The 17490-nt window shown below is 47.7% G+C and carries 16 protein-coding genes; 3 read left to right on the top strand and 13 right to left on the bottom strand.

Annotated features, from left to right (window positions below; all coding sequences use genetic code 11):
• Positions 1 to 6: 6 nt before the first annotated feature.
• The 8 genes from KNO70_RS01160 to KNO70_RS01125 are packed head-to-tail and all read right to left on the bottom strand — an operon-like array spanning position 7 to position 9563.
• Positions 7 to 657 (bottom strand): hypothetical protein, encoded by a 651-nt coding sequence (locus KNO70_RS01160; RefSeq protein WP_078147698.1) that lies wholly within the window; start codon positions 655 to 657, stop codon positions 7 to 9.
• A gap of 4 nt (positions 658 to 661) precedes the next feature.
• A complete protein-coding gene (locus tag KNO70_RS01155; RefSeq protein WP_078147699.1) occupies positions 662 to 1411 on the bottom strand; it encodes a hypothetical protein in 750 nt (249 codons plus the stop codon).
• A 33-nt stretch (positions 1412 to 1444) separates the two neighbouring features.
• A complete protein-coding gene (locus KNO70_RS01150) occupies positions 1445 to 2575 on the bottom strand; it encodes a glycosyltransferase family 4 protein (RefSeq protein ID WP_012727419.1) in 1131 nt (376 codons plus the stop codon).
• Complete coding sequence (locus KNO70_RS01145) at positions 2563 to 3888, bottom strand: nucleotide sugar dehydrogenase (protein ID WP_196431291.1); 1326 nt, start codon at positions 3886 to 3888, stop codon at positions 2563 to 2565. Before KNO70_RS01145 ends, KNO70_RS01150 begins: the two co-directional genes overlap by 13 nt.
• Before the next feature lie 26 nt (positions 3889 to 3914).
• On the bottom strand, positions 3915 to 5267 hold the full coding sequence (locus KNO70_RS01140; protein WP_214685417.1) for a phenylacetate--CoA ligase family protein: 1353 nt from the start codon (positions 5265 to 5267) through the stop codon (positions 3915 to 3917).
• Between the two features lie 17 nt (positions 5268 to 5284).
• Positions 5285 to 6628 (bottom strand): phenylacetate--CoA ligase family protein, encoded by a 1344-nt coding sequence (locus KNO70_RS01135; RefSeq protein WP_214685415.1) that lies wholly within the window; start codon positions 6626 to 6628, stop codon positions 5285 to 5287.
• On the bottom strand, positions 6628 to 7656 hold the full coding sequence (locus tag KNO70_RS01130; RefSeq protein WP_214810850.1) for an NAD-dependent epimerase: 1029 nt from the start codon (positions 7654 to 7656) through the stop codon (positions 6628 to 6630). Before KNO70_RS01130 ends, KNO70_RS01135 begins: the two co-directional genes overlap by 1 nt.
• Entirely contained in the window at positions 7653 to 9563 is a 1911-nt protein-coding gene (locus KNO70_RS01125; RefSeq protein ID WP_214810848.1) for a polysaccharide biosynthesis protein, read from the bottom strand. The genes KNO70_RS01130 and KNO70_RS01125 overlap by 4 nt, the downstream gene beginning before the upstream one ends.
• A gap of 396 nt (positions 9564 to 9959) precedes the next feature.
• On the opposite strand from KNO70_RS01125, the gene KNO70_RS01120 reads away from it, so the two are divergent.
• Positions 9960 to 10712 (top strand): homing endonuclease associated repeat-containing protein, encoded by a 753-nt coding sequence (locus KNO70_RS01120; protein ID WP_214810846.1) that lies wholly within the window; start codon positions 9960 to 9962, stop codon positions 10710 to 10712.
• A gap of 56 nt (positions 10713 to 10768) precedes the next feature.
• Here the strand turns inward: KNO70_RS01120 and KNO70_RS01115 are convergent, their stop codons facing one another.
• From KNO70_RS01115 to speE, 4 genes are all read right to left on the bottom strand, one after another.
• Positions 10769 to 11725, bottom strand: coding sequence for a sodium-dependent bicarbonate transport family permease (locus KNO70_RS01115; protein ID WP_214687590.1), 957 nt, complete (start codon positions 11723 to 11725; stop codon positions 10769 to 10771).
• Positions 11726 to 11947: 222 nt separating this feature from the next.
• The gene (locus KNO70_RS01110; protein ID WP_214687592.1) at positions 11948 to 12307 is read right to left on the bottom strand and encodes a Na-translocating system protein MpsC family protein; all 360 of its coding nucleotides are present in this window, start codon (positions 12305 to 12307) and stop codon (positions 11948 to 11950) included.
• On the bottom strand, positions 12308 to 13189 hold the full coding sequence (gene speB / locus KNO70_RS01105; RefSeq protein ID WP_214810843.1) for an agmatinase: 882 nt from the start codon (positions 13187 to 13189) through the stop codon (positions 12308 to 12310). It lies immediately after the preceding gene.
• Positions 13186 to 14025, bottom strand: a complete 840-nt coding sequence (speE, locus tag KNO70_RS01100) for a polyamine aminopropyltransferase (protein ID WP_012727429.1) — start codon at positions 14023 to 14025, stop codon at positions 13186 to 13188. Before speE ends, speB begins: the two co-directional genes overlap by 4 nt.
• A 201-nt stretch (positions 14026 to 14226) precedes the next feature.
• Here speE and KNO70_RS01095 point away from each other — a divergent pair, with 201 nt between their 5' ends.
• On the top strand, positions 14227 to 15165 hold the full coding sequence (locus tag KNO70_RS01095) for an EAL domain-containing protein (protein ID WP_214810841.1): 939 nt from the start codon (positions 14227 to 14229) through the stop codon (positions 15163 to 15165).
• A gap of 270 nt (positions 15166 to 15435) precedes the next feature.
• A complete protein-coding gene (cls, locus tag KNO70_RS01090; protein WP_353047470.1) occupies positions 15436 to 16965 on the top strand; it encodes a cardiolipin synthase in 1530 nt (509 codons plus the stop codon).
• On the opposite strand, the gene KNO70_RS01085 is transcribed toward cls, so the two are convergent.
• Complete coding sequence (locus KNO70_RS01085; protein ID WP_251030052.1) at positions 16941 to 17474, bottom strand: TVP38/TMEM64 family protein; 534 nt, start codon at positions 17472 to 17474, stop codon at positions 16941 to 16943. The two genes, cls and KNO70_RS01085, sit on opposite strands and share 25 nt — an antisense overlap.
• Positions 17475 to 17490 lie beyond the last annotated feature (16 nt).

The raw sequence follows: 17490 nt of genomic DNA, 5'->3' as shown, positions 1-17490 counted from the left end.
CAAGCCTCAGGCTTGGACTTTTTTTCGTCGCTCGGTGTCTTCTTGCGGTCCTATTTGAAGATGTTTTTGTAACATCGGGAGACTCGTCGCCAAATAAATATAAGGGAAGGTCGAGAAGTTGTCCGTTCCACCTGTATAGATTACTTCACTCGTTAGTGGGGTCCATCCTTTCTTCGTCCACTGGCAAAGTCGAACTTCTTTTCTCGATGTGTGGTTATGGAATCCCCAATATGCTTCTCGTTGTCCCACTGCCATCGATGGGGTGATGGTTAAGATGGGACAGTTCATTTCTTGTAACAATCGTTCGTTCATTTCCGCAACTTCGTACATGATGATGACGTCCGGTTGCAGGTGTCGAATCGTATGTTCCGCTTTTTTATCTTGTAAGGAAACGACACGCGTCATACGCTGTTCCGGAATCGAATCGTCACAGAAAGCATACCGCGACTGCAACTCCGCGATTCGTTCTCGACTGAACCTCCGCATTATGGGAGTCAGGAAGGAAATGTACGATTGTGTCAGAAGTTCTTTCCACGTGTTGACATGCGTCGGTGTCGGACCATCTTCCATGATCACATGTGTGACGCCTAAATCCCGTATCGCTTGATAGACAAGTGTTGAACTCCAGTGGTCGCCCGTGCAGAGTACAACTCGCATTTTCTCATCTCCCTCCACTTTGGTTTGCGGTTTGACGCATCTCTCGGACCGCCACATCAAATGAACCAAACATTTGTTGAATGTCTTTTAATGTCGGACGATTGCCCTTTTCTTTTTGCCACACTTCATAACCCCATGGCGAGAGAGCGGTCAAATGTTCATCTGCCTCGTGTAGCGCGTCCATCATTTGCTTCTCCGTGAACAGCTCTCGCGTTGAGATGCCAATCTCGTCTAACGCTTGGGACCAAGACCCGAAACGCCTCACCACTTTCGTGATACTCGGACGTTGGTTCTGCTTGGCCCATTTGGCATAAGCGGTCGACGTCAATGGATGAAGCTCTTCATTGGCATCAAGTAATGATTGGATGATTTCACATTTTTGATCGAACGAGATGATACTCTTCAAATTCGCCTCAATCAGTGCCACTTTCCACGATCCGAACTGAATGACGACCTCTGTCAACGTCGGTGCATCATTGGTCATGGCCCACTTTCGATAATCGGCACTATTGAATGAATCATGCTCTTTCGCCGCTTCACGAAGCATTTGAATCATTTCCTTCTTTGTGAACCGTGGCGTTTGCTGTTCCAACCCAGCCAAACGCAGTACATTCGACCATGATCCGTACATTTCTAATAATTCCACCACGGTTGCCCCGCCGTGAATCTTTTGCCATTTCTGATACATGTAGATGGTGAGGCGACCGTCCGAAGAAGCCTCTTGTAAGTGATCAATCAGTTGTTGCTTTCCCATGTCGCCTCCCCCTTACGTGATTGACGTATCGGTTCATCCCACTTCACGGCTACTAATTTGTGCGAACAGGTGAAGTTGACGACTTAAAATTTTCGTTTCGTCAAATTTTTCTTCGACCACTTCGCGACCACGTTGCCCGAATGAATAACACTGTTCAGGATGTTCAATGAACCAGCGCATCGCCAAGGTCAGTGCCTCAGGTCGACCGACCGGAACGAGAAAGCCGGTTTCCCCATCCGTGACTTCTTCTCGACAGCCACGGATATCGGTAGCGATGACAGGTAATCCGGACGCCATGGCTTCAAGAATAGAGCGTGGCAATCCTTCACGATAAGAGGGAAGTAAAAAGACGTCGTGTGCTGCAAATAAAGAGGGGGTATCCCGAACGAATCCGGCGTAATGAATCTGTGGATTTTGGGCTAAATGCGCCTCGACTTGTTTCGCCGTCTCTTGATCACGTTCACTCGTCATCAACTCTCCAGCAATCGTCAACGTCGCGTTCGGATAGCGTTTCGTCAGTTCATCGAACGCCTGAAGTAAATCTAGGATTCCTTTTTCTTGAACGAGCCTTCCGACAAACAAGAACTTTAAATGTTCTGGGGAAATGTGTTTCTCTGTCGGATAAAATCGATTTAAATCAATCCCATTTCCGAGATGCATCAATCGTTCGTCCTCTTTGAAATGTCTTGTTTTAGCGAGTGAGTAATCTTCCTCGCTTTGGAGCAACAACCAATCGGTCGCTAATGCCGCGAGTGATTTCTCTAACCAGAAGACGAGTTCGTATGCGATTCGACCCATTCGTTCGTGGAAGTAAAATCCATGTGCGGTATAGAGAATATGTGGTGTCCTGGCAATGCGGGCCGCAACTCTTCCTAACGCTGCGGCCACCGGGGTGTGGACGTGAATGGCATCATATTTTTCGCGGCGCAATAACCTCACCAACTCTTGAATGGTCTGTAGATTACGCTTCGGGCTAAACTTTCGATCGATTGGCAACGTATGAATGACCCATCCTTCGTCCCGAAGACGATCCGTCCGATCACCGTAAGCACATGCGACGTCGACTTCGTGTCCTTCCGCCTTCAGCGACTCAATGAGAGGACGTAGCAACACATCCGCTGTCATATCGACGGCGCAGAACTGGAGGATTTTTAAAGGCGCCATAAGTGCACCTCCTCCGGCTTCATCGCACGATCGAGCATGCCTTTCAAGTCAATGACGATACCACGGCCTAACTTCAGCTGGCGTTTCGCAATCGTCCATCCTTCTTGAACGAATTCATCGTGAGACACGGCATAGATGACGACGTCCGCTGGTTTTAAGTCACAGTATGATTTGACGTCGATTCCATACTCTCGTCGCACCTCTTCCGGATCGACGAGCGGGTCACACACTTGCACTTCTAGGCCGAACTCCTCGACCTCTCGAATCAAGGAAGCCACTTTCGAATTGCGAATATCACTGACGTTCTCTTTGAAGGACATCCCGAGGACCGTCACGCGCGATCCGAGAATGGCCATGTTTTGACTGATCATCGTTTTAATCAGGGATGTGGCGACGAAACGTCCCATCGTCTCGTTGATTCGACGACCTGCTAAAATCACTTCCGGATGATAACCGAGCATCTCAGACTTCATCGTCAAATAGAATGGGTCGACGCCGATACAATGACCACCGACTAGACCTGGTCGGAAGTTTAGGAAGTTCCATTTCGTCCCGGCAGCCTCTAACACCTCGAGCGTGTCGATGTTCATGCGATCGAAGATGATGGCCAATTCATTCATCAACGCGATGTTCAAATCGCGCTGTGTATTCTCGATCACTTTGGCCGCCTCAGCCACTTTAATCGAGGAAGCGCGATGAACGCCGGCATCGACTACCGTCTCATAAACAGCCGCTACCACATCGAGTGTTTCTTCATCCTCGGCAGCTACGACTTTTTTGATTGTGCGGAATGTATGCTCACGGTCGCCCGGATTAATTCGTTCTGGAGAGTAGCCGACTTTAAAATCAATCCCGGCCCGGAGACCCGATGTTTTTTCAAGTAATGGGATACACTCTTCCTCTGTCAGTCCCGGATAGACCGTAGATTCGTATACGACAATCGTGCCCGGTCGCAAATGCGCTCCAACAGCACGAGTCGCGCTACAAATCGGTCCTAGATCTGGTTGATTTTGATCATTGATGGGTGTCGGCACAGCCACGATAATGAAATCCGCCTCTTCAAGTTTGGCGACATCCGTCGTATATAAGACCGCTGCTTGCTCAAGGTCTACTGATTCAACTTCTCGCGTGCTGTCGAGATGAAGGGTAAGCTCATTGATACGCGTTTCATTGATGTCTACTCCGATGACGTCTCCTACGCCACCTAGCGCAACAGCGACAGGGAGTCCGACATATCCTAGTCCGACAACAGCTACGTGACGATTGGCAATGGTTTTTCGTGTTGTACGTGATTCTGAGATGAGTTTATCCATGTCCATCTGCCTCCTGAGATTCGGAATTATGCGGTTTTATCAATCACAATGACTTTTCCATTCGGTCCCCGAGGAATCGATTGCACGGCGGTCAACGTAATCACGACCTCTTTGCCGAACAGTAGTTCAAGCTCGCTCCTCATAATCTCTTCATGTTCTGGCTTGAAACGTTCAAGATCCGGGACGTATTTTAATTCGATATGATACAAATCATGTTGCCGATACTGCGTTTGGATGACCGAGTTGGGTAACACTCGGACAACGGTCGTCAAATCTCCTTCGTAGATTTTTTGTTTGTTCGGAGTGAGTACATAATTGCTTTCGCGTCCCTCAATGGAAGTGACGAATGTTCCTCCCTGTCCACAAGCACATGTCCCCTCTCCAATTTTCATCCGATCGCCAATCCGGTAACGAACGAGCGGTGTCCCATGGGTCGTAAAGCTCGTCACTAAAATTTCCTCGTGATCCCCATACGACTCGATCACGCCTGTTTCGTGGTGGAGATGCATATTGCCATGAGTACATTCCGTTAAAATCGGCGCGCCTTCAGAAGACGCGTACTGATCAAATACCGGGGCATTAAACGCCTCTTCTAAGATGGCTCTTCCTTGAGGCGTAATCGTTTCGGCAGTCGGAAAAATAGCCAGTAATTGAAATTCAAGTGGAACCTGATTTTCTTTGATGTATTTCGCGATTTCAATCATGGCAGACGGTGCACTGTCTAATACGACTGGCTTGAATCGATTTAATGCGTCGATGTAATGAGGGATGGTCTGAGGATTGACATGATAGAGCGAGAATAGCAGTTGATTGAGCGGTCGATTGTAGCGCCAAAATACAGGTTTTTCTTGATTTGGATTACAAATTTTCCGTCCTGTGAAACTCGCTCGTTTCATTCCTCTGACAAACCCGTGCTGTGCTTTGAAAAAGTCGACGTGGGCCATACGTCTTTGATAGTCTTCTTTCGTAAAATGAACTTGTAGGGACGTCCCTGTCGTTCCACCGGTTCGTCCAAGAATGTCTGTTTTGATGTTCGAGTGGATGTCCGGATTTTTCCGAACTGTTTCTTTTTCGAGGATCGGGATGCGCTTCAACTCTTCCATCGATTGAAGGGGAAGAACAATCTCATTTTCTTCAAACAGTTTTTGATAATATGCATTGTGCGTCGCACAGAATTCAAGAAACGCATTGAGTCGCTTCAACTGATCGGCTGCGACAAGTACCCCATCTTTTGGACGATTGGCTAAAACGACTAACTCACGCTCATATGTGCGTCCGTACCGTTCTTGCCATAGTTTCATTCCATACAATGTCGTCATCCATTGTTGTAATCGAATCGGTGATCTCATGTATAAATCACGAAGCGCAAACCCTGCCATGGTGTAGTCTCCTCTCGCTAAGTGTAGAGTCGTTTCACGACTCGGACTTTTCCGTTCTTTTCTTTCTTGATGCTTTTCACATCTCGTAGAAGAACTTTCATCCGTGAAGTAAACAGTCGCTCGACTTCTTTTTGGAGCGCGACTTCATGTTCAGGCTCAAATCGTGCCTCATCCTTCACGTACAGCATCTCAATTTCGTCTATTTTGTGTTGCAACACTTGGATTTGAATAATGGAGTTCGGCAGCACGCCAACCGCTGCGGTCAAATCTCCTTCAAACACCTTATAGCCTTCCGGCGTCTCAACATAGTTCATTTGACGACCATCGATTGACTCGATAATGGTGTCCTGTCGTCCACATGGACACATCGCTTCACTGAGGGTCATCCGATCGCCGATGCGGTAGCGAATCAGCGGTGTTCCGTGCGTCGTGAAACTGGTGACGAGCGCCTCTCCAAACGCATCCGTCTCGATGATTCCCATCTCAGGGCGTAAGTGCATCTTCCCGCACTCACACTCCGTAACGATAGGAGCCCCTTCCGAAGAAGCATATTGATCGTAAACCGGCGCTTGGAACATCTCTTCTAACAACAAGCGTCCGGATGGTGTGAGCGTCTCCGAGGTCGGAAATAAAGCCACCGGTCGGAACGATAACGTCTTTTGATGGGTTTTCAAATATTTTGCGATTTCAATCATATCGGAAGGTGAACCGTCGAGTGCGGCCGGTTGAAATTCGTTCAACGAATCGATGTAGTGTGGAATCGTCGTCGGATTCGAATGCACGACCGAGTAGAGCATTTGCTTCATCGGGGCATTGTACCGCCAATACACCGCATTTTTTTGATTACCTGGACAAATCATCCGTCCTGTAAAACTAGCTCGCTTCATCCCACGGCGAAAACCATGTTGTTCTTTAAAAAAATCGAGATGCGCCATTCGCATTTGATAATCGTATTCGGTGAAACGAACCTGAATCGATTTACCCGTCGTCCCGCCCGTCATGCCGATGATCGGGGCATGAAGGTTAGAAAAGATGGTCTCATCCGTTCGAAGCGTCTCTTTCTCCAAAGGGGGAATCCGCTTAAAGTCTTCTAAGCTCTTTATGGGTAAGGTAACCCCGTGTTTTTTGAAGAGTCGTTGATAGTACACGTTGTGTTGATTACAAAACTGCAGGAATTGATTCAAATGATTGAGTTTTGCATCAGGTGACGCTTCATTTGGAGCACGTCTCAGTCGCTCCAATTCCTGCTCATAATACTGACCGTATCGCTCCCGATATAACTTGATTCCATATAAGGAAACCAGCCAATTTTGGAGGCGAATCGGTGAGTGTGCATAAATCCGATCCTGTAAAATCCCCATTACTCGATGCCCTCCTTCAACACTTGATGATAGGCGATGTACCAGTCGATAAACGCGTTTACGCCATCGCGAATCGACGTCTGTGGTTGAAAGTCAATCGATTCATATAAAGAGGAGGAATCGGCAAAACTCGCGGGTACATCTCCCGCCTGAAGTGGTAACAAGCGGAGGATGGCCTTTTTCCCGACTCGCTCTTCGATCGTCCGAATAAAGTCCATCAAAGATACCGGTTGCTGATTTCCAATGTTATAGACACGAAACGGAACGTCACTTCGGTCAGGTAGAGGATGTTCATAGTCAAACTCCTCATCTGCCAACGGTGCGATATCCATAAGTCGGACAATCGACTCGATGATGTCGTCGATGTATGTGAAATCTCGTTCCATCTCACCATAGTTGTATACATCGATTGGTTCGCCTTTTAAAATCGCCTCCGTAAATTTGTAAAGTGCCATATCGGGACGCCCCCATGGCCCATAGACGCTAAAGAATCGCAACCCCGTCGTTTTTAGACCAAACAAATGGCTGTACGTATGAGCCATCAACTCATTCGCTTTCTTCGAAGCCGCATACAAGGATAGCGGATGATCGACCGGGTGTTGTTCGGAAAATGGCATCGCCTGATTCGAACCGTAAACCGAGCTCGATGAGGCATAAATCAACTGTTCTACTGGATAGAAACGACAAGCTTCCAAGATGTTCAGGAAACCAACGATGTTGGATTGAATATAGGCATCCGGATTTTCTAAGCTGTAGCGTACACCGGCCTGAGCCGCCAAATTGACCACGATTTGAGGTTGGTTTTTTTCAAAGACACGCGTGATCGCCATCTTATTTTCTAGGGCATCACGATAGAGTTTGAAACGAGGATGCGTCAACACATGAAGTCTTGATTCTTTTAATTTCGGGTCGTAATAGTCATTGACCACATCGATCCCGATGACATGATGTCCTTCTTTTAGCAACCGTCGAGCCAGATGAAAACCGATGAACCCGGCCACTCCGGTCACGAGAACTGTTTTTTTCATAACGACTTCCTCCTTTGCGTTGACTCGTTGACTCGCATCCTTACCGGTTCGATTTGTGGCGCAAAAATACTTTCCATCACTTCTTCTGGCAGTTCGTTATTTGCGACAAACAACAAGAAAGACGTGAGGCCGTTCGATTGATCGAGTAGATATTCAATCGTTTTCAAAATCGGATCGACCGATTTAAAGGGTCTTGTACAACCGACGAAAATCTTTTCATATACTTGATTCGTATGTTCGCTCGTTGCGAGCAGTTCTTCGAACAATTTTTCACCAGGACGAATGCCACTGAACTGAATCGGGATTTGCTCGAGGGTGAAGCCGCTCAAGGTAATCATCCGTTTCGCCAAGTCCACGATTTTGACGGGATTTCCCATATCTAGTACGAACACTTCGCCGCCGTTTGCGCGTACGCTCGCTTGAATGACGAGGCGACTCGCTTCAGGGATGGTCATAAAGTATCGGGTCATCTCTGGATGCGTCACCGTAATCGGTCCGCCCCGCTGAATTTGTTCTTTAAAGAGCGGAACGACGGAGCCACGACTTCCTAAGACGTTGCCGAAACGAACGACCGAGAATGTCGTTTCGCTATGTCGCGCCTGCTGTTGGACAATCATTTCTGCTACTCGTTTCGTGGCACCCATCACGTTCGTCGGATTGACCGCCTTATCCGTAGAGATCATGACGAACCGCTTCACTTCAAAGAAATCGGCGGCTTCGACCATATTCTTCGTTCCGTAAATATTGTTTTTCACTGCCTCTCTCGGATTGTCTTCCATGAGCGGAACGTGCTTGTGAGCTGCCGCATGATAGACAACGTCCGGTCGATACTGATCAAACACTTCCATCACCCGCGCCCGGTCTTGAACGTCACCGATGACGGGACAAATCTCTGTATCAGACCCGAGTAAGCGGAGTTCGCGATCGATTGCATATATGCTATTCTCGCCATGTCCAAACAGGATGAGTTTGCCAGGATTGAATTTCATCAATTGACGGCAAAGCTCTGAACCAATCGAGCCTCCTGCACCGGAGATTAAAATGGTTAATCCACTCAACGTTTGAGAAATCTCCGAAACATCGAGCTGAACCGGTTCACGGCCGAGCAAATCTTCGATGGCCACTTCTCGAATCTCATTTAATGAGACTTTTCCGGATGCGAGTTCCGCAAGCATTGGCAGTGCATGGGATTCGACGCCTGTCTTCTCAATTCGTTTCAACAGTTGTACTCGATTTCCGTATGGAAGAGAAGGAATGGCCAACACGACCACTTCGATATTCAGCTCTTCAATTTTGCGTTCTAATAAATCGATTGAACCGATGACCGGTGTCCCGTGAATGTAGAGACGGTGAAGCAATGGATTATCATCCAACACCCCGACCACATGCAGCACATTCGTTCGATGCTCTTTCAGTTCTTTAATGATTTTTTGACCCGATTCCCCACCACCGATAACCAAGGTAGCTTTTCCATTCGACACCGGTGCGTGAAATCGGAAAAACGATCGTGTCCTAGCAACGAGTCGGATAAATAACATTCCGTTAAATGCGAGTAAGCTTTGAATAAAAATTGCTTGATAGGAAAAGCCATCCAATAATACGTATGATGCGAATAAGACGAACGTGTCACTCATGACCAACACAATCGCCAGTAGTTGCAGCTCACGCATCGATCCATATCGCCAGTCGATTCGGTATACCCGAGTCACCCATCCTAAAATGAGAAGAACGAGCGTCTTCAATCCGAGAATCGTGATCAAATCTAGCGGGTCAGACGTTACCGTCGGATCATTCACAAAGAATAGGTCAAACGTCACAAAAATCGCGAGCCCTGCAATCGTGATATCGAGTAACATCAAGAGCGCATTTTTTCGATCAATGGGAGACCGAACAGTTGGAGTACTCATCCTTTCACCACCTTCCATCCCAATCAGCTTCGAGTTGATGCTAGATAAGTACCCGTTCAAGATTCACAATCCAAAAGAAAAGAATAGCTTTTTGATACGAATGACATTTCGTCATGAAACGGTTTAACAAATGTGTAATGAGTTCTTACTTTCTTTTGTGAATATTTTTAATTTATATGGGTATTATGGGAAGTAGAAGGTAGGACATTTGGATTATTTTCACTTTGAGATTTTGCGAATGTCGCATTCTCCCAAAGTAGTCAATCGATTCAGGTTCCTCCCTTTTCATATCTCGTCACCGGACACATATTCGAGCTTTCCTTCAGGACCACCATTGTTTAACCACACCATGACCTTTGAAGCCACGACTTGCTTCTGAAAAGGAGAGACATCACGATGAAACGATGGACAGAGCAACAGATCCTCTCATGCCTAAGACAAGCAGCGAATGAACTTGAAGAATTTGACACAAAACAGTACACACTATGGGCCCGAAACAAAGACGTTCCTTCCCTATCGACCGTGATTTACAAATTTGGTTCTTGGCGGGAAGCCGTTCAAGCGGCGGAGATTAAGATGTTGTATCGCTATTATTCAGATGAAGACATTTTGACGGCACTGATTGAGGCATCAGAAGAACTTGAACTCTTCACGAGCCAAACGTATCGTGCCTGGGCAAAAATCTCTCAAGCCCCTTCTTTGACGCTGATCAGCAGCCGGTTCGGTTCGTGGTCGAATGCGTTACGCGAAGCCAAGCTTCAAACGACGACGGTACGGAACAATGAAGAACGGATCATTCAAGCCTTGATTGAAGCCTCTGAAAAGCTAGAGCGCCTCACGTCCCAACATTACGCCGTATGGGCACAAGAAAAAGGCTATCCGACGGTAGCGACAATCGCTCGTAAATACGGTTCATGGAGCTATGCGCTTTTTGTCTTGGATATCGCTCCACCGAAACGTAAATGGGATGAGGAAGATGTCATTGATGCCTTGCAGTTAGCCAAAACGGAGCTCCCGCACTTTAGTATCCTACACTACCGGAAATGGGCCGAAGGTCGAAACGTCCCGAGCACATCGACGATCAATGTTTTGTTCGGAAGCTGGACGGCCGCGTTAAAATGTATGGAGGAGCAAAAAGTAAAACAGTAGCTCATACAGATGAACTCATACAAAAAGCGCCGACTCTTTTCGAGTCGACGCTTTTTTCATGTGACGATTGCAATGTATAGCGGGATTCCAACTAACAGGTTGAACGGGAACGTGACAGCTAGCGAAAGGGTCAAATAAAATGATGGTTTCGCTTCTGGGACCGAGGCTTGTAACATGGCGGGAGCGGCGATATACGACCCACTCGCTGCGAGTGTCATCAAGAGGATCGTTCCGCCGTCAGATAAATTGGCAATCCCCGCTGCAAAAAAGCCGACAAGTGCTCCGACTAACGGAAACACCATCCCCATCATCATAAATTTTAGTCCATATGACGGGACCGTTTTCAACTGCTGTCCGACTTTCATTCCTAGACCTAGTAAGAATAAGAGTAAAACGCCCGGGAACAAGTCGACGAAAAATGGTTTGAGCGGTGTGGCGTCTGGTGTCACCAGTCCAACAATCAGACCTGCAAACATCAAGAGAATACTTTTCGAGAACAAACTCTCCCGCAACACCGATAGAGAGTTCGCCTTCCCTGACGTAGCCGTGATTCCCATCACGTGTGTCTGATTATACAGCAGTAACGCCACAATCAGGCCGGGAATTTCAAGGACGACGACTAGTGTTGTCATGAACGGCTCGTACGCAATCCCGAGACGCTCGAGCTGTGTCGATGCTGCTACATAGGTGACGAGTGACACCGAGCCGAACGTCGCAGCCATGGCAATTCGCTCAGGGAATGAGAATTTGAACATTCCTCCGACATAAAATGCGAGAAGCGGTAGCAAAATTCCAATCAACAGCGTCACGGTCAGCGGTAATGCGATGTCTTCAAAAGATACCGAGGCGAGTCCCATGCCTCCCTTTAGTCCAATGGCAAGCAGTAAGTAAATGTTGAGCGTCGTACTCAGCGAATCCGGGATCTTTAAGTTTGATTTTCCGACTGCGGCGATGACGCCCGTCACGAACAGTAGTACCGGGGCGCTCGTCAATAAAAATAAAAACAATTCCATACATCTTCCTCCTTGCTTAGCGACAAAAAAGCGCACACCTAAAGAAGGCGTGCGCTGTATGCCGACGGCTCGAATGATCGCTCCATCAGGCCGACAACTGTCGGTTTATTGAATTGGTCAGTAGCTCCGTCATAAGATTTCGAAAGCACGCTTCATCATGACTCGTCCAGTCGCTCCTATATACGTCTCTACCTTTCATTTTAAGAAGGTAACGTTTCGTTGTCAATCGGTTTGATCCCAAGGGGCATCTAGTCGGAACACGATGAGACGCTCCCCTGTTTTCGTACTGATGTCCGTATGGAGCGAGACAATCGAACGACCAAGTACTTGCCCGACAATCGTTTCGAGTTGACTCCGTCCTGATTCGACGAGATTGTTGCGATATTTCTTCAATTGCTCGCGACCTGACGACTTAGTAGCCAAGTCATACTCGGCCGGCGTCAACACGCCTTGGAGTGTGACGATGGCGAGATCTCGAAGCAGGTCTGCCTTACACGTCAATGACCCGCGACCCAAATATTCTTTCTCCCATTGGGTAATCCGAGCGCTCATTTCCATTTCCAGCTGACCCTTTTTCCGCATTTACTTCACGAATCCAATCATCATCTCACGAAGAATCTTAGCTGCTGCGATGGCAGTCATATCTGACTGATCGTATGCCGGTGACACTTCGACAAGGTCTGCACCGATGATGTCGAGGTCTGCGTTTGCAATCGCATGTACCGCTTCGAGCAATTCTTTCGTTGAGATGCCACCGATTTCTTGCGTCCCTGTCCCTGGTGCCGCTGACGGGTCGAGGACGTCGATGTCGATCGTGACGTATACTTTTTTGCCAGCGAGTGTCGCTAAGACGCGTTTGAGTGGTTCGATCACTTCAAATTGATGCATGTTGTAGCCGACTTCACGAGCCCACTCAAACTCTTCTTTCATCCCTGAACGGATTCCGAACGAATAGCAGTTCGATGGTCCAATCAAGTTTGCCGCTTTTTTGAGCGGAGTCGAGTGTGAGAGCGGCTCGCCTTCATACTCATCTCGAAGGTCCGTATGCGCATCCAAGTGGAGGATGACAAAGTCGTTGCCGTAAACGTCGTGCATCGCTTTGATGATCGGCCATGTGACAAGGTGCTCACCGCCCATGCCGAGTGGGAACTTACCTGCTTTGACGACATCTTTGACGAACGCCTCGATCATATCGAGCGACTTCGGTGCGTTCCCGAATGGAAGCGGGATATCTCCTGCATCGTACACCGCGGCATCAGCCAAGTCACCGTCTAAATACGGGCTATATTCCTCGAGTCCAATCGATACTTCACGAATCCGGTTCGGACCGAAACGCGAGCCTGGACGGAAGCTGACTGTCCAGTCCATCGGCATCCCGTAAAGAACCGTCTTCGCCTCTGTCACCTCTGGGAGGCTGGCGATAAACACTTTACCTGAGTAGGCTTCATCGAAACGCTTAATCATTTTGTTAAGTCCTCCACGAATTTCGGAAGAACGAACGCTGCATTGTGAAGCTTCGGCGTATAGTACTTCGTTTCGATGTCATGGAACCGCTCAGCTGATACTTGTTCCGGGTCGTATTTCTTCGAACCGATCGTGAACGTCCACATGCCACTCGGGTACGTCGGTACGTTTGCTGTGTACAACTTCGTGATTGGGAAGATTTCCTTCACGTCACGTTGAACCGTTTGGATGAGTTCTGGTGTGAACCATGGGTTATCCGTTTGAGCCACAAAGATGCCATCCTCTTTGAGCGCTTTTGAAATCCCTGCATAGAACCCTTTTGTGAAGAGGTTGGCTGCTGGTCCGACCGGTTCAGTCGAGTCGACCATGATGACATCGTATTCGTTTTCTGACTTCGCGATATGCATGAATCCGTCACCGACGATGACTTCAACACGCGGGTTGTCGAGCTCACCCGCAATATTTGGTAAGTATTTCTTCGAATATTCAATAACTTTCCCGTCGATATCTACGAGAACCGCTTTTTCTACTGATGGGTGTTTCATAATTTCACGGATGACACCGCCGTCTCCCCCACCGACTACGAGCACATGCTTCGGATTCGGGTGTGTAAAGAGTGGGACGTGTGCGACCATCTCGTGATAGACGAATTCGTCCTTATCCGTCGTCATGACCATCCCGTCAAGTAACAACATCGTTCCGAACTCGTCCGTTTCGACCATCTCTAGTCGTTGAAACTCCGTTTGTTCGCTCTCATAAACGTGGTTTACACGGAACGTAATCCCGTAATCTTCTGTTTGGTGCTCCGTAAACCATAATTTTAATTTTTGGTCCATCGATAGAACCCCTTTCTGTTCAAAAAGTTGTTCGTATGCGAGTGGCGTTTTGAGGCGCTTCTTAATCATACGATAGGAAGTATACAAAACCTGTACCCATTTTGCACGATTTTTTTGCGGGATCGGTCTTGAATGTGAGTTTTTTGTGATACGTTGCCGATATACTGATTGAACCAATTCTGAATCGAAAGGTGGAATAGTATGTGGTCACCCTGTGCTGCTTGTAACACAACCATTCCTTTGATTGCTCAAGGAACACTCGTCACGAAATTCAAGGAATACTCTTACAAAACGTTTGAAGAACTCGATACGCTCCTTCTGCATGCGGAAGGAACGGTTTACTGTGTCGATTATAACTCGAAAAGTCAGACGCCTCCGCTCGAGGTCGAAGCACTAAAAGATCAGCTTGCGCATCGGCACATCATTGAACAGATTCAGCACGGCACGTTCGAGAGTCACCTCCAACCGATCATCTTCCTCGATTCAACGGAAACGTTCGGATATGAAGCGCTCCTCCGCAGTAGCGCCAACATTTCACCTGGTGACCTATTCCGGACGGCAAACCGTTTCGGTCTCCATTCGAAACTCGATCAACGTGCCCGCGCGGAAGCAATCAAAGCAACGTTTGAAGCCGTCGCCCCTCAGCAAAAGACGTTCATCAACTTCTTACCTTCGACCATTTATAACCCGGACTATTGTCTCCAGCACACGTTTGACATCATTGACCGATATGACCTCAGCCCAGACCGCTTTATCTTTGAAGTCGTGGAGACGGAGAAGGTACATGACGTCGATCATCTCCAACACGTATTTTCGACATATAAAAAGCGGGGGATGAAAGTTGCATTAGACGATGTCGGGGCAGGCTTCTCGACAATCGATATGTTGAAGCGACTTGAACCGGACTATGTCAAAATTGACCGTTCCTATATCTCGTTTTGTGATGAAGACGCTGAAAAACGCGCTTTCCTCAAACAAGTGCGTGCGTTAACCCATTCGATGGGCATCACCCTTCTTGCTGAAGGGATAGAACGTATGGAAGAAGCAGATGTCTGTCGTGAGCTCGGATTCGATTTAGCGCAAGGATATTTCTTCGGAAAACCGGCTCCTGCCAATCAATACAAGATTGAAATCACATAAGTCATCACGTTCAAAAGCACAGGAATCGACTTCGTCGACATCCGGTGCTTTTCTTTCATTCATGCGCCAACAACACCTTGATTTTAGATATGAAAAAAAGGGTAAGAGATGAATAGTTATGGACTCTCTCGAAAGGAGGAACGGTTGTACGCGAATATGTACTTCTTCGTTCGTTATCCCGACGAAATCAATGCTGTTTTGAACAGCGTGTACTAAAAAACGAGGGGGGATTCCCCTCGTTTTCATTGTTCATCGAACTATAGAAAGGTCGTGTTTCCTTTGAAACGTCGCGTGATTCAACTGATCATCATGGTCATCAGTGTCATCTTGCTTATCGGTCTTTTGTTTTGGCTCGATGTCCTCATACCCGTACTAATCGGGATTGCCATCGTCGCACCGCTCATCGTCGGATGGCAGATTCTATTTGACCAAGTACAACCTCAAGGAAAGCTCGCCTGGTTACTAACCGTCTTCTTCATTCCATTCATCGGTGTCTTGGCATGGGTCATGTTTGGCCGTACGCCACGCCGGCATCGACGCTTCAAACGAACGTCCTCAGAGATCCGGATGCTACGGCAAGCAATCGAAAGCGAGAAAATTGAAACTTCACCTGATATTGTGTCGTCTTACCCGTTGACACGGACACTCGAAAAATTAGGCGCATCCGGTGCCGATGGTCATACTTCGACTAAACTACTCGTCAACGGTGAACAGAAATTTGATGCATTGTTAGACGCCATCAACAGTGCAACCAATCATATCCACATCCAATACTACCTCTTTCGGACGGATGACATTTCGTTAAAAGTTAGAGACGCCCTCATTCAAAAATCGAATGAAAATGTCATTGTCCGCTTTCTGTATGACGGACTCGGTAGCCAAGAAATCGGGGAAGAGTTTATCCAACCGTTACGGGAGTCCCGTGTCCACGTTCAGGCGTTCGACCCCGTTTTGCATCCGTACCTGGTGTTTAACGCCAACTTCCGCAATCATCAAAAACTGATTGTCGTGGATGGGCGAATCGCGCTAACAGGCGGGTTGAATGTCGGGGATGAATATCTTGGGAAGAATGATAAACTCGGTTTTTGGCGTGACACCCATCTCCGTCTTGAAGGTCCGCTCGTCCGAGAATTGCAACAGCTCTTTGTCGAGAACTGGCTATACGCAGGACAAGGGACGAGTGATGAAACATGGGATTTGTTCGCAGATGAAGAGCACCTCTGTCAGTACTTTGTGAATGAACCGAAAGGGCAAAACGGTGCGACACAACTACTCGTCACATCGCCTGGTAAAGACGTCACGATTCGCGATGGACTCATGCGTCTGTTGATGGATGCCAAAGAATCGATTTGGCTCACCACCCCATACCTTGTCCCCCCACCTGAACTATTGGCCATTCTTGAAGTCGCAGGTCGTAGCGGCATCGATGTCCGAATCGTCGTACCGGGCAAAGGAGACGAATGGTTCAGCTTTCATGCGACCGAGTATTATTTTGAACAACTGTTGAAGCGCAATATCAAAATTTATAAATACAACCGCCATTTCATCCATGCGAAAACGCTCCTGATTGATGGTAACGTTGCCCTCGTCGGATCAGCCAACTTCGACTTTCGTAGTATGTTTCTCAACCACGAGATGATGATTGCCCAATTCGATACTACATCCATTCAAGAACTGCACGAGGCATTTCTAAAGGACTTTGATGAATCCATTTTAATCGATTGGACCATGCTGCGGAAAAAGACGACCGGCAAACGTTTCGTCGAAGCGTTTTGTCACATTTTCTCGCCACTTCTTTGACGCATTCGCCACAAAAGATACGTAATGGCGACGACACCAACTAAAAACAGCTGCCATCCAATCGTTAACTGCATCGCTGCCGTCACCGCCAGTCCTTCCATAATCAAGGCAGGAATCTTTCCAATCGTACTTGCTACAGCGAACGAGGCGAGCGTCATGCGACTGAACGCCGCCGATAACGTGACGAGACCAGAAGGAACGAATGGCATAAGACGCATCCCGAGGACGAGAAACCAAGCCTCGGTTCCTTCGGACTTCCGAAGCCGTTGAAATGGGCTACCATTTGGGGAAACATAACGGTGTAGGGCTTTTCGATAAAGGATGAAACTCACGACGGCGCCAACTGCCTCCCCGACAATCGATACGAGGATACCCGGCACGAGACCGAGGACACTCACATTGATGGCTGTTAGAAAAGCACTTGGGATGACACCGGCGACCGCAATCACACTATTCAGTAAAATACTGATCATCAAAAATAAAGGGAGCGGGAGCAGTTCCCATTCCATAACCATCACTCTTTCT

It is taken from the genome of Exiguobacterium sp. s181 (assembly GCF_018617125.1).
In the GTDB taxonomy this organism is placed as follows: domain Bacteria; phylum Bacillota; class Bacilli; order Exiguobacteriales; family Exiguobacteriaceae; genus Exiguobacterium; species Exiguobacterium profundum.
The sequence above is the reverse complement of the archived record's forward strand: the minus strand, read 5'-3'. Positions and strand labels throughout refer to the sequence as shown.

Bases quoted from the DNA above. Each gene is read 5' to 3' on its own strand.
- KNO70_RS01150 (WP_012727419.1), bottom strand. From the start codon at position 2,575: ATGGCGCCTTTAAAAATCCTCCAGTTCTGCGCCGTCGATATGACAGCG.
- KNO70_RS01155 (WP_078147699.1), bottom strand. From the start codon at position 1,411: ATGGGAAAGCAACAACTGATTGATCACTTACAAGAGGCTTCTTCGGAC.
- KNO70_RS01135 (WP_214685415.1), bottom strand. From the start codon at position 6,628: ATGGGGATTTTACAGGATCGGATTTATGCACACTCACCGATTCGCCTC.
- KNO70_RS01115 (WP_214687590.1), bottom strand. From the start codon at position 11,725: ATGGAATTGTTTTTATTTTTATTGACGAGCGCCCCGGTACTACTGTTC.
- KNO70_RS01145 (WP_196431291.1), bottom strand. From the start codon at position 3,888: ATGGATAAACTCATCTCAGAATCACGTACAACACGAAAAACCATTGCC.
- KNO70_RS01130 (WP_214810850.1), bottom strand. From the start codon at position 7,656: ATGAAAAAAACAGTTCTCGTGACCGGAGTGGCCGGGTTCATCGGTTTT.
- speB (WP_214810843.1), bottom strand. From the start codon at position 13,189: ATGATTAAGCGTTTCGATGAAGCCTACTCAGGTAAAGTGTTTATCGCC.
- KNO70_RS01140 (WP_214685417.1), bottom strand. From the start codon at position 5,267: ATGGCAGGGTTTGCGCTTCGTGATTTATACATGAGATCACCGATTCGA.
- KNO70_RS01095 (WP_214810841.1), top strand. From the start codon at position 14,227: ATGTGGTCACCCTGTGCTGCTTGTAACACAACCATTCCTTTGATTGCT.
- KNO70_RS01120 (WP_214810846.1), top strand. From the start codon at position 9,960: ATGAAACGATGGACAGAGCAACAGATCCTCTCATGCCTAAGACAAGCA.
- KNO70_RS01110 (WP_214687592.1), bottom strand. From the start codon at position 12,307: ATGCGGAAAAAGGGTCAGCTGGAAATGGAAATGAGCGCTCGGATTACC.
- speE (WP_012727429.1), bottom strand. From the start codon at position 14,025: ATGGACCAAAAATTAAAATTATGGTTTACGGAGCACCAAACAGAAGAT.
- KNO70_RS01160 (WP_078147698.1), bottom strand. From the start codon at position 657: ATGCGAGTTGTACTCTGCACGGGCGACCACTGGAGTTCAACACTTGTC.
- KNO70_RS01085 (WP_251030052.1), bottom strand. From the start codon at position 17,474: ATGGAATGGGAACTGCTCCCGCTCCCTTTATTTTTGATGATCAGTATT.
- KNO70_RS01125 (WP_214810848.1), bottom strand. From the start codon at position 9,563: ATGAGTACTCCAACTGTTCGGTCTCCCATTGATCGAAAAAATGCGCTC.